Raw genomic sequence first — 13088 nt, forward strand, 5'->3', positions numbered from 1 at the left:
ATAACTAACAAAATATTTATAAGCAGATTAATTTTATGGATAATAAAGATAAGCTAACAAGTATAATAATACCAGTAAAAGATGAAGCAGAAGGCATAGAGCATTTATTTGCTAGACTTATGCCAATCCTTGAAAAACTTCCAACCAAATACGAACTTGTCTTTATCAATGATGGTAGTAATGATAATACTCTTGAACTACTTTTAGAAAAACAAAAAGATATTCCTGAGATTGCTGTAGTTGATTTATCACGCAACTTTGGTAAAGAAGCGGCTTTGTTTGCTGGGTTTGCAAACTGTAACGGTGATGCTGCAATATCAATAGATGCCGACTTACAGGATCCTCCAGAACTTATTTTAGAAATGGTACAACATTGGTTAGATGGCTATGAGGTTGTCACCGCTGTTAGAGAAAATCGTGATACAGATACTTCAACCAAAAAACACACTGCTGGACTTTTCTACAAAGTTATGAATAGAATTAGTGACACCAAATTAACTCCTAATGCTGGTGACTATAGATTATTAAACAGAGCTGCTATTAATGCTTTTCTAGAACTCAAAGAAAAAATACGCTTTAATAAAGGGCTACTTACTTGGATAGGCTTCAAAGAAAAAATAGTCTACCATGCTCGCGAAGAAAGAGCTGCTGGACAGACTAAATGGAATTATTGGAAATTATTTAAGTTTTCTATAGATGGTATCACAAGCTTTAGCCGCGCACCTTTAGAAATATGGTCTTACATTGGAGTTTGTGTCGCACTTATCAGCTTTATCTACGGTTCTATAATAGTTCTAAAATCACTATTATTTGGTATAGATGTCCCGGGTTATCCATCCCTTGTAACCTTTATACTATTTTTTAGTGGTTTACAGATGATAGGTATCGGAATGCTAGGTAGTTATATAGGCAGAATATTTATCGAAACAAAGCACAGACCACTGTACATTATTCGTCGAGTACATAGAGTAAAAGAATAATCTCTAAGCTTTCAATCTAATACCTTTCTCAAGTAAGTACCAACATAGATAGTATAATAAAAATGTGAAAATTACTATCGCTGCAAATGCAAAGTATGGATTAACTGTAGAAACACCTATAAAACCATATCTAACAAAATCAACAATATAAAATAATGGATTACAAGATGAGATAAAGTGCCAGAATCCAGTTAAATTATCTATATTATAAAACACTCCACCTAAGTAAATAAGTGGTGTAAGTATAAATGTAGGAAATATCGTAGTATCATCAAACTTTTGTGAGAATATTGCATTTATCAAACCACCAAGAGAGAATAAAGCACCACAAAATATAAAACCAGCTAAAACCAATAGTATATTGTGTATAGTAGCGAAGCCACCTAATAAAAACGCCGCTACACTAACAAACATCCCTACGATAAATCCTCTAAATATACCACCAGAAATATATCCTAGTACTATCACATGATTACTAACAGGTGATACTAATAACTCTTCTATAGCTTTACTAAAGCGAATACCAAAAAAAGAGCTGACAACATTACCATATGAGTTTTGAATCACCGCCATGATTATAAGACCCGGAGTGATATACTGCATATAAGTAACTCCATCTCCCATAGTGCCTATACGTGATCCAACAACCTTACCAAAAATCAGAAAATATAAAACTATAGTTATCACTGATGGAAGTAAAGTCTGTGGCCAAATTCTAAAAACCCTTTTACACTCACGATTAAAAATTGTTACGTATGTTATCCAATAATCTCTTAAATTCATAAACTTACCTATTTATTTCTTGCTACTTCAATAAATAACTTCTCTAACTTAGCTGCTTTTGAACGCACATCCAAAACATCTAAATCATACTTACTACTTAATTCAGCAAATATTTGATTAAGTACGACTCCTTTTGAAACCTCAACCTCGATTGTATAATCATCAACTCGCTTAACCTCACCTAAGTCAAGTTGTATCTCTTGCTGACACTTATCTTTAAGGTCAAAGATATAAGTATGTTTATCAGCTGATTTTAAGAAAGTCTTCATATCTGTATTAACACTTAACTTACCCTTATTAATAAGCGCAATATGTTTACACATCGATTCAGCTTCTTCTAAATAATGAGTTGTCAAAATTATTGTCAAACCTTCTCTGTGAAACTCTGAAATCATCTCCCACAATGAATTTCTAAGCTCAACATCAACACCAGCAGTTGGCTCATCAAGGATAAGAAGCTTAGGTTTATGAATAAGCGCTCTAACAACCATCAATCTTCTTTTCATACCACCAGATAAAAATCTAACTTGGGTATTCCTCTTTTCATAAAGATCTACTTTTTTTAGTAATTCCTCTGCATACGGTATAGCATCTTTTTTAGAAATCCCAAAAAATCCAGCTTGGGTTATCAATATGTCTATTGGTTTTTCAAAAATATTAAGATTTATTTCCTGGGTCATTACACCTAGGTGCTTTCTAGCTTGGATATAGTCAGTATCTATATCATGACCAAAAATCTTGATTTGACCAGATGTTTTATTTACAAGTGAAGATATCATTCCTAAAGTTGTTGACTTACCAGCGCCATTTGGTCCTAAAAGTGCAAAAAAATCGCCTTTTTTAACCTCAAAACTAATATCATCAACCGCCTTCAAACCACCTTTATAAACTTTAGTAAGGTTTTTTATTTCTAGTGCTTTTTGATTATCCATAATAATTAATCTATATTAGAAAATATATTGGCATATTATAGCATTGCTAGATAATCATTAACATTAAGATTTATTTATACTAACCCGGTATAACAAGCTTACTATGAAAAATATCGCGTTTTGATCATTAGCAAAATACTTGCACCAACAACAATTATAAATATTGGTCTAACTAATTTCGAACCTTTCAAAATAACCATTTTTGAACCAGCGATACCACCAAAGAAACTTCCTATTGCCATCAAAAGTCCAAAAGCGATATTAACCTGTCCAGATAATGCAAAAACAGTCAGTGAAAAAACATTACTTTTTAGATTAAGCATCTTTGCATAACCTGAAGCTTGCAAAAATGTGTAACCAAGAAAGTATACAATTGCAATAATCCAGAAATTACCCGTTCCAGGTCCAAAAAAACCATCATAAGCCCCTAAAATAAAACCAAATAGTGTAAAAAAAGCTACTTCTGACATTCTTTTTTTGCCCTGAGTTACTCCAAGATTTTTATTAACGATACTGAAAATAAAAACAGCAATCAGCAGTATTGGCACAATATTGTTCATAAAATCATTATGTATCATTAAAGTTAGCAATGTTCCACAACATGCGCCGATAAAGCCTGCCACCAAACCTCTTACTACTGTCTTGATATCAATAAGACCACTTTTATAATATTTAAGGACTGCCATACCTGTACCAATACTAGCTTGAAACTTATTTGTTCCTAAGACAGTAACAATCGGCAAACCTGTCAAACTCAATGCTGGAATACTGATTAAACCTCCACCACCTGCTATGGCATCAATAAAACTCGCCAAAAAACCCATCGATATAATAAAGATACATAAGATATAAAAATGCTCAGCAAAAAAATGTTGCATCATAATCTCCCAAAATGAATTGCTAACCAGATAGTAGGATTACTTGTAAAAGTAACCCAATGTCTTGTATTTTTAGCGATAAATAAATGCTGCCCTTGCTTGAGAGTATAGTACTTATCTTCTAGTTTAAGTCGTGCTTGACCTTTTAATACTACAACCCACTCATCATGAGCTTGTATATATGGCTGATCAGCTGGCGTTACTTGCCCATAGGAAATTATTTTTTCAATGCGGATATCATCACTTTTAAATAAATCAGTAAATATTTCCTGATTAGAGTTTTTAGGCTCCAAATCATAGACATTATTAATACTAGTTTGTTTAATCATATTTGGCTACTTGTAAGGGTTTATTATCGTTATACTAATAACCTGAGCAGTAAGCTTAATAGCAAAGCAATTACTGAAAAATTATTAGTAACTAGATATTAGCACAAAATCTATTTTACTTAAGAGCCTATTGTTAAAATTTGAAAATTTCACAAGTATTTTGATACGTCTGTGTTGCGACTTGCTGGTAAGATACGCCTTTTAAATCAGCTAAAAACTGTGCAACATATTTAACATACTCTGGATAATTTGGTTTACCACGTAACGGTACAGGTGTTAAATACGGAGCATCTGTCTCAATGAGAATTCTGTCTAATGGTAGTTTCTTTGCTGTTTCTTGAATATCTTTAGCATTTTTAAAAGTTAAAATCCCTGAAAAAGATATATACATACCCATATCTAGAGCTTTTTTTGCCATATCGTAATCTTCAGTAAAACAATGCAAAATCCCACCACAACCCTCTACATTTTCAGCTTTTAAGATATCTAGAGTATCTTGCTTAGCAGATCTAGTATGGATTATAACTGGTTTATTGACTTCATTTGCTGCTTGAATATGCTTAGCGAATTTATCTATTTGGGCTTTTTTAGTATCGCAAGAATTATAGTAATAGTCTAAACCTGTCTCACCTACAGCAACACATTTTTGGTGTTGTGATCGTGATATAATCTCATCAACACTTGGTTGATGAGTATCTAATTCGCTAGGATGAACCCCTACAGAAAAATAAACATCGCTATAATCTTCAGCTATTTTTTGTATATCTCCAATTTCATGCCATGCTACAGCTATTGAAACAATTTTATCAATATCGGCTTTTTTTGCATTATCAATAACTTGCTCTAGAGTTATATCGTCAAGCTTCAGATAATTAAGGTGACAATGTGAATCTATTATCATAATTTATCAAATATATTATATCTATGAGTATTATAAATTATTCGCAGTATAAAAACTATTTGCAAAGCTCTTAGATAACTAAGCTTTTTCTCTAAGATTATCCATTCTTAAGGCTATCCATACTACCATAATAAGCTGAACTACAGCACTAGTCGCTACTACACAGAAATAAGCCTGCTCAAATATTTGTAACCAATGATGATACATACCAAAATTATGATAAATGTCGTAGACTAATGTAAAAATGGTTAATGCAAAAGCTGAAGAAATCATATTACCAGAGTTTTTTATGGTGTTAACACTATCTAACTTCTCGTGATCTATCACTGAATACATCACAGCATTTGATGAGGTTTGATACATCCCTAGTACAAAGCCATAAGCCATAGCAACAGTACAAAAGGTTATATAACTATAATGAATATCAAAAATTATAGATATTAGCATTACTACTGATATACCAACTAATCCAAGTATCATACAAATTTTATAGCCATAGATATAAACTAGCTTTTTAGTGATACTTTTTGAGACAATTGTCCCTAACATCAAAGATACTGACATAATCGATATATATATAGTGTTTAAGTGGCTTAAATGATATAAAACAACAGGCCAAGCAAAAAATATCCAGTATGTAGTTAATCGACAAAAAAAGTTTGACATAAAAGAAACTCTAAAGTCCTTATTCAAAAATATACTAAGATCAATTATTGGATTTTTTATTTTATTGTAACTAAAAGCATATAAAGATATGAAAATTATTATAAATATAGTTAAAACTATTTTTATTGTCATAGACACATCTTTTAGGAGTATTTCACTTAATATAAAAAGTGTTGATATCGATAGTCCAAGCAATGTAAGACCAACAAAATCAATTTTCTTATTTTGGTTATTATGCTTTTCATCAGGAAAATGTTTATATATAGCTATCACAGCAAAACAAGCAAACGGCACTTGCATCAGAAACGCCAAACGCCATGACTCAGCAGATATTGAAGCAAAAATACCGCCTAAAACTTGACCGGCGATAGCCATTATCAAAGTATAATTAGATAATGACGCTGTACCTTCTAACATATTTTCAGAAAATTTTAAATATGCTAATCCTGCAACTGGAGCCGAAAATGCTGCAAACAATCCCTGAATTGCCCTATATGTAAAAAGTTGCGTATCTATCATTGCTAAACCAGATAATAATGAGAAAAAGCCAAATCCAGAGGCTGCAAATATAAGAGTATACTTATAGCCTATCTTCTCTGCCATCCATGAACTAAGAGGTAAAAACATACCCATAACTATCATATAGATACTAATTCCCATCTTTAAATGCTCTGGTGTAGTATCAAGGCTCTCTGAAATTTTAGGCAAAATATTATTCATAACTGTAGTATCGATAAGATCCATACCCATGATGGTTATTATTGCCATCATCACAATATTAAAATTACTTTTCTTCATTTATTTTACTTAAGTATTATTATTACAAATAGTAAATTTAACTTATCTAAAAATAGCATAATATTATTTTTATTAAAATATCTAGATTGAATTGTTAAATACTTTAATACTAAACTGATAGTTTCTGAAGGATTAAATTTCTACTCTTTATAACTTGTTAAATAATTTCCTAGCTTAAAAACTTTACAAAGTATGATTTAAGAAGATTATTAAGTGAAAGTATAGGAATTAAATTTTGTTTTGTATTATTAACTTGATTGCTAATATGAATGATATTAGCTAACATGTTAATTGTAATCGTTAAAATTTTAAGTGAAGGAAATAGCAATATGGAACTTAAATTAGAAAATAAACAAGAAATTATTGATCAGTTAAATAAAATTTTAGAACTCGAAATGTCTGGAGTCGTGCGTTATACTCATTATTCTCTTATGATTATAGGACATAATAGAATTCCTATAGTTAGTTGGATGCAGTCTCAAGCAAAAGAAAGTTTAACTCATGCAACACAAGCTGGGGAAATGATAACTCATTTTGGTGAGCATCCATCTTTAAAAATAGCAGATTTGACCGAAACTTATCAGCACAATATTAATGATATATTGATTGAAAGCTTAGAGCATGAGAAAAAAGCTGTTTCAGCCTATTATGAACTTCTAAAACTTGTAAATGGCAAATCAATAATATTAGAAGAATATGCTAGAAAACTCATAGTTGAAGAAGAAACGCATATTGGTGAAGTAGAAAAAATGTTAAGAAAACCTATATAGATCATTATCTCACATGAGTCTTTCTTATATTATCTAGGCTACAACTTTTCTGGTTTTATATCAATTTATAGTTCTAGTACACCTTAGGATACACTTTGACAAGGGTTCTAATGGTTTTTAATGATACTAAATGGAATAGTAAAAGTATCTGTAAGTATTGAATTTAAAGGGTTTTTGGACTATTTAGAATTGTATGAATAATGTTAAATGGTGCCGAAGGCCGGACTCGAACCGGCACTCTGTTGCCAGAACCGGATTTTGAATCCGGCGCGTCTACCAATTTCACCACTCCGGCAGAAGTGATTATAAATCTTGAGGCCAATTTTCAATAATAGTGCCTAAAGATAGGCTAAGCTCAGATAACTTATCCTTAATCTCTGTTAATGATTTTTTACCAAAATTTGGCGCCTTAAGAAGTTCATTCTCTGTCTTCTGTACTAGTTCACCAATTAGTTTAATATTTACAGCCTTTAAACAATTAGAAGATCTAGCCGTAAGATTTAATTCTTCAACATGCTTTAATAAAATAGGGTTTATATCTTTAGTTGGATCTTCTACAAAAATACCCTTATTAATCTCTTCAATATCTACGATATTTCTTAATTGATTTTGGATTTTAGTAGCTGCTAGTCTTAAAGCTTCCTCGCAATTTACATTACCATTTGTTTTAATATTAAGCTCAAGCTTATCAAGATCCGTACGTCTACCAACACGAGCATCTTTAATCTCAAAATCACAAAAAACAACAGGTGAAAAAGTCGCATCTAAGAGGAATTCGCCATCTTTAAAATTATCTTGTGCGGGTCTAAAACCTACGCCTTTTTCAACTTTAGCTTCTATTTTTAGCTTTTTGCCACCATTATAACTACAGATAAATACTTCTTCAGTTATTGCCAAACCTTCAGACAGCTTAGCTTCTTCTGAAAAAATTTCTTCTTCTGATCCTGATAGTTCAAAAGTTATTATCCCAGTTTCAACACCTTCAGCTAAAGTTACAGGTAGAGATTTGACATTTAGGATAATATCAGCAACTGTCTCATCACATGGAATCACATCTTCTAAAGAAGTAACTTTACCGTCATTAATTTTTATACTAGTAACACATGCACCTGCAATAGAGTAAAGCATAGTTTGCTTAAGAGCAAATCCAAGTGTATAACCCACCCCTCTTTCTAGGGCTTCAAAAGAAAACTTAGTAGCATTTTTAGCATATTCATCAATTTTAATATTAGTAGGATGTAGTAAATTTTCTAATGCCATAGCAGTTTAAAACCTAGTTATAATTGTATAGATATAATTTAATTCCAAAGATTATAACATACAAATGCAAAAATTTAATAACTTAATTTTATAACTTCTTGATTTTGTTTATACTATCAAGCTTAGTTTTTATCTTAGCTTCAAAACCACTTGCTGAAGGTTGATAAAAGCTTTGTGTGATATTATATGGTAAATATTGTTGAATAACATATGAGTTTGAATAATTATGTGGGTAGAGATAGTTACTATCCTTATAGTTTTTTAGATGTTGGGGTACTTGGATGTTACCTAAGCTTTTAACAAGCTGCTGAGCTTGTGCTAATGCTTTATAACAAGCATTACTCTTTGGTGCTACTGCTAAATAAATAGCCGCTTGCGCTAAAATTAACCTCCCCTCTGGTAAACCTAGCTTTTCATAAGCATTCCAAGCATCCATAGCTACTCTTAGTGCTTGTGGATCAGCATTACCAATATCCTCTGAGGCGATACATAGCATTCTTCTAGCAATAACTAATGGATCAACCCCATTATCTAACATCAAACTTAACCAAAAGATTGCTGCATCAGGATCTGTTCCGCGTACTGATTTATGGAAAGCTGACAGCTGCTCATAAAACTCCCTACCCTCACGATGAAAATCTCGCGAAGTCTCACCCACAGCTTGATCAAAAAGCTCTTTATTTAGGTAAATTTCATCGCCTCTAGTACTAATTAAAAACATTCTTTCAAGCAGATTGAGAATTTTGCGACAATCTCCTTCACTATAATTATGAATAGCATTATATAAGCCATCATCAATTTTGAATTTATGTTTCGCTAGCACCTCATCTTGTGATAATGCTTTTTGGATAAGTTTTTGAGTGGCTACTAAACTTAATCTTTTAAGACGCAAAATAAATAACCGTGAAACTAAGGCATCGTTTAGATAATATGTTGGATTCTCAGTAGTAGCACCAATTAAAATAATTTTACCTGACTCCACATACGGCAAAAGTAAATCTTGTTGTGATTTATTAAAGCGATGAATTTCATCTAGGAATAATACAAAACTATCTAAATGTTGATTATCTGCAATTATTTTTTTGACATCCTTAACACCAGAATCAACCGCTGACAATTCAAAAAACTCTAGTTTTTTTGAGTTTGCAATAATCCTAGCTAAGCTTGTCTTACCAACTCCTGGTTTCCCACACAGCACTAAAGAGCAAATTCCATCAGCGGCAAGTATTTTTGTTAAAATACCATCTTGTGATAATAAATGTTCTTGACCTACTATTTCATCAATAGATTGTGGTCTTATTCTTGCTGCTAATGGGATATATTTCATTTAGTAAATCCTATTTTCTAAAAAAATTAGTACATTGCGGTTAGCTCTGTTCTGATATCAATCAAAAATGGCCACACCTCTTTTGAAAATAGTTCATTTTGTAGCCACTATTGATTAACAATTAAGCAATAGCTAAGTGCTAGGCAGTTGTGGAATCTTTTCAAATATTAGTTAATAACAATCTTATACTTACTTTTAACAAGCTCATAGAGCATACCTTCACGTACAGCACCATTTGATAGCTTCATCTCAGAAATTCCAAGACAATCAAATATCGTATACAAAATAACAACACCTCCAGCAAGGACACTCTCACGATCTTCCCTAAGTCCTTCAAAACGAATATGCTCAACTTCACGTTTATCCATCATCATAGTAATTAGATCATTTAAAAACTCTTTAGTAATAACAGTATTACCCGTAAGCTCTTGACAAATATTTGTAACTGAAATAATTGTCCCAGAAGAACCCAGAACTGTACTCCAACCTATTCTTTTATATTTGTATAGAATTGGTGCTATTATTTCTCTAGCTTTAGTTGCTGCTGTATGAAAATTGGCAAAATCAAGCTTTTCATTCGCAAAAAAGTCTTTTTGCATTCCGACACAACCCATATCTAAACTACGTGCAATTAATATCTTATTACCTCTACCTATTACAAATTCTGTCGAGCCACCTCCGATATCTATAACTAATGTTTTTTGTTTAATATCGTGATTATCTCTAGCTCCAACATAAACAAGCCTCGCTTCCTCCGGGCCTGAAATAATTTTAATCTTAGTACCAAGAGCTTTATCTAACTTCTTTTTAAAACCTTTGATATTATTTTTTGCTTTTCTAAGAGTATATGTCCCCACAGCACGGACATGCTCAACTTTGTATTTTTGAATTTCCTTTGCAAAAAACTCAAGACATTCAATAGCTCTTTCTTGAGCATCCTTACTAATTGTTAGATTATTATTAAGGCCAGCTCTTAGTTGCACTTTATGCTTCTGCTTAGATAATGTAACAACCTCGCCATCAGGCTTGATTTCACTTATAAGCATATGAAAACTATTTGAACCTAAATCTACTGTTGCTACTATCTTTGACATATAAAACAAAAGCTTATTTCTTAACTACCCCCATTATAAAAAAATATCTGTAAAATAGCTAAAAAAATTTGTCTAAGAAGTTTTTTTGTTTATAATAACTAGCAATTAGTTTAACTTCTTATAAAATTATCAAGTATACAGCAGTGGATTCTGCTTAATCAGTTTTAAAATCAAAAAACTTAAAGGAAAGTCAAAGCATGTCAAAATGTATCGATATATCAGATAGTCAATTTGAAAGTGAAGTAGTTAATAGTGATATCCCAGTATTGTTAGATTTTTGGGCACCATGGTGTGGTCCTTGCAAAATGCTTGCACCAATTCTTGACCAAGTTGCAGAGCACTATGGTGACAAAATCAAAGTCTGCAAAATAAATATCGATGATAATGAAGAGACGGCGATGAAATTTGGTGTACGTGGTGTACCTACGCTTATGGTTTTCAAAGATGGTGAAAACAAAGAAACTAAAGTTGGTGTAGTACAAAAAACTCAGTTAATCTCAATCGTAGACAAATATCTATAATTAGTTATATCAACGTATTATTTTTAATAAATAGAGAACCCAATGAACTTAAATGAATTAAAGTATAAATCTGTTAATGAGCTAATGGATATAGCTCAAAGTCTAGATCTTGAGTCACTTCGTGCCAGAAAACAAGAGCTGATCTTCTCAATCTTAAAATATCATGCTGATAAAGGTGAAGACATTTATGGTGAAGGCATTTTAGAAGTTCTCCAAGATGGCTATGGCTTTCTACGTTCTTCTGATAGCTCATACTTTGCATCTCCAGATGATATCTATGTTTCACCTGCTTTTATTAGAAAATTAAACCTACGTACTGGTGATAGCATAGTAGGTAAAATTCGTCCTCCACGTGAAAATGAGAAATACTTTGCTGTCAAGCACATCGATAGTGTTAACTTTGATTCTCCAGAATTAGCTAGGAAGAAAATTTTATTTGAGAACCTGACTCCAGAATACGCCAAAGAAAGGCTAACTATGGAAATTGGTAACGGCTCAAATGAAGATATTACTGCTAGAGTTATAGATTTAGCTGCACCATTTGGTAAAGGTCAGCGTGGCTTAATTGTTGCACCACCAAAGACTGGTAAAACAATTATGATGCAAAATATCGCCACATCTATTGCTAAGAATCATCCAGAATGTAATCTAATCATGCTACTAATTGATGAGCGTCCTGAGGAAGTTACTGAAATGCAACGCTCAGTTCGTGGTGAAGTTGTAGCCTCTACATTTGATGAACCAGCAGCACGCCATGTACAACTTGCTGAAATCGTAATTGAAAAGGCTAAAAGATTAGTCGAACACAAACAAGATGTGGTAATTCTACTCGACTCAATCACAAGGTTAGCTCGTGCATACAATACTGTATCTCCAGCATCTGGACGCGTATTATCAGGTGGTGTCGAGGCAAACGCTTTACAAAAACCAAAAAGATTCTTTGGTGCTGCACGTAACACTGCCGAAGGTGGTAGCTTGACAATCATCGCAACTGCTCTTGTAGAGACTGGTTCGAAGATGGATGAAGTTATCTTTGAAGAATTCAAAGGTACTGGTAACATGGAACTTCATCTTGATCGTAAGATTGCAGAGCGTCGCGTATTCCCTGCTATTAGTTTTGATAGATCTGGTACGCGTAGAGAAGAGCTTCTTACAACTCCAGAAGAACTACAAAAACTTTGGGTACTACGCAAGATTCTTGGTGGTATGGAAGATGTTCAAGCTATGGAATTCCTAACAGAAAAAATGAAAGGTTCATTAACTAATGAAGAGTTCTTCGAGACTATGAAGAGAGGAGCTATTTAGAACAATAATCTAAAATTAGATACTGATAATTATTAAATAACCTTAAAGCATTTATTACATATAAAATAGTTCACAAGCTACTACAAATTTATCTCTAAGTATTTTGCCTATTAACGATTACTAGTGTCAACTAGGTCCTCGGACAGTTCTCGTCTCGGAGTTCCTAAAGAATTGTTTACCGTCGACACTCATACTTTCGGGATGAACAAGCACTAGCGTTGGAGGACTCCACTTTTTTAATTCGGAGGTTGCCCTAGTTTTTATTTTATAATTTTTCATAACTTTGTTATTTTTATATCCAACTATATCTTAAAAAATCAAATGGACAATCTAAGTAAGTACATTTTATTCTAGATATTGGATTATAGCGCATTATAAATAAAGTTGTCAATTTTTTGAATTTTCTTATATGTAAATAAGCCTGTACATAACTAAAGAAAATAGTTAACCCAATAGGCAAAAGCATTCTCTCTTTACTCAAAAATTCAGTAAGGGATTCAACACAAATCTAGAGATTCAAATTTGATTAACAATCATCAAACAA

General features: G+C 32.3%; 13 protein-coding genes and 1 tRNA gene. 4 read left to right on the plus strand and 10 right to left on the minus strand.

The annotated features are described in order from the left end of the window. The first annotated feature begins 35 nt into the window (after window positions 1-35). Entirely contained in the window at window positions 36-980 is a 945-nt protein-coding gene (locus FSC454_RS07330; protein ID WP_014548747.1) for a glycosyltransferase family 2 protein, read from the plus strand. 3 nt (window positions 981-983) lie between these two features. Here FSC454_RS07330 and FSC454_RS07335 read toward each other — a convergent pair whose 3' ends face one another. The 6 genes from FSC454_RS07335 to FSC454_RS07360 all read right to left on the minus strand — a co-directional run bounded on the left by FSC454_RS07335 (window position 984) and on the right by FSC454_RS07360 (window position 6267). Continuing rightward, a complete protein-coding gene (locus tag FSC454_RS07335) occupies window positions 984-1763 on the minus strand; it encodes an ABC transporter permease (RefSeq protein ID WP_066046443.1) in 780 nt (259 codons plus the stop codon). A gap of 8 nt (window positions 1764-1771) precedes the next feature. Beyond that, a complete protein-coding gene (locus FSC454_RS07340) occupies window positions 1772-2695 on the minus strand; it encodes an ABC transporter ATP-binding protein (protein WP_014548749.1) in 924 nt (307 codons plus the stop codon). A 101-nt stretch (window positions 2696-2796) separates the two neighbouring features. Beyond that, window positions 2797-3573: a TSUP family transporter gene (locus FSC454_RS07345; protein ID WP_066046448.1), complete on the minus strand. Its 777-nt coding sequence runs from the start codon at window positions 3571-3573 to the stop codon at window positions 2797-2799. Beyond that, entirely contained in the window at window positions 3573-3902 is a 330-nt protein-coding gene (locus FSC454_RS07350) for a cupin domain-containing protein (protein WP_066046444.1), read from the minus strand. The genes FSC454_RS07345 and FSC454_RS07350 overlap by 1 nt, the downstream gene beginning before the upstream one ends. 133 nt (window positions 3903-4035) lie before the next feature. Then, complete coding sequence (locus FSC454_RS07355; protein WP_066046445.1) at window positions 4036-4803, minus strand: TatD family hydrolase; 768 nt, start codon at window positions 4801-4803, stop codon at window positions 4036-4038. Between the two features lie 78 nt (window positions 4804-4881). Continuing rightward, window positions 4882-6267 (minus strand): MFS transporter, encoded by a 1386-nt coding sequence (locus FSC454_RS07360; protein ID WP_066046446.1) that lies wholly within the window; start codon window positions 6265-6267, stop codon window positions 4882-4884. 329 nt (window positions 6268-6596) lie between these two features. Here FSC454_RS07360 and FSC454_RS07365 point away from each other — a divergent pair, with 329 nt between their 5' ends. Continuing rightward, window positions 6597-7037, plus strand: a complete 441-nt coding sequence (locus FSC454_RS07365) for a ferritin-like domain-containing protein (protein WP_014548754.1) — start codon at window positions 6597-6599, stop codon at window positions 7035-7037. A 208-nt stretch (window positions 7038-7245) separates the two neighbouring features. On the opposite strand, the gene FSC454_RS07370 is transcribed toward FSC454_RS07365, so the two are convergent. From FSC454_RS07370 to FSC454_RS07385, 4 genes are all read right to left on the minus strand, one after another. Then, window positions 7246-7332, minus strand: a tRNA-Leu gene (locus FSC454_RS07370). Window positions 7333-7340: 8 nt separating this feature from the next. Continuing rightward, complete coding sequence (locus FSC454_RS07375) at window positions 7341-8297, minus strand: DNA-directed RNA polymerase subunit alpha (RefSeq protein ID WP_014548755.1); 957 nt, start codon at window positions 8295-8297, stop codon at window positions 7341-7343. Window positions 8298-8385: 88 nt separating this feature from the next. Continuing rightward, window positions 8386-9624, minus strand: coding sequence for an AAA family ATPase (locus tag FSC454_RS07380; RefSeq protein WP_066046763.1), 1239 nt, complete (start codon window positions 9622-9624; stop codon window positions 8386-8388). Window positions 9625-9791: 167 nt separating this feature from the next. Further along, window positions 9792-10718, minus strand: coding sequence for a Ppx/GppA phosphatase family protein (locus FSC454_RS07385; protein WP_066046765.1), 927 nt, complete (start codon window positions 10716-10718; stop codon window positions 9792-9794). 197 nt (window positions 10719-10915) lie between these two features. Here FSC454_RS07385 and trxA point away from each other — a divergent pair, with 197 nt between their 5' ends. Beyond that, window positions 10916-11239 carry a thioredoxin gene (gene trxA / locus FSC454_RS07390; RefSeq protein ID WP_003018147.1) on the plus strand — a complete coding sequence of 108 codons (324 nt, stop codon included), beginning with the start codon at window positions 10916-10918 and terminating at the stop codon, window positions 11237-11239. A gap of 42 nt (window positions 11240-11281) precedes the next feature. Further along, the gene (rho, locus tag FSC454_RS07395) at window positions 11282-12544 is read left to right on the plus strand and encodes a transcription termination factor Rho (protein WP_003015002.1); all 1263 of its coding nucleotides are present in this window, start codon (window positions 11282-11284) and stop codon (window positions 12542-12544) included. Window positions 12545-13088: the final 544 nt, after the last annotated feature.

Source organism: Francisella hispaniensis FSC454 (assembly GCF_001885235.1).
GTDB classification, from domain to species: domain Bacteria; phylum Pseudomonadota; class Gammaproteobacteria; order Francisellales; family Francisellaceae; genus Francisella; species Francisella hispaniensis.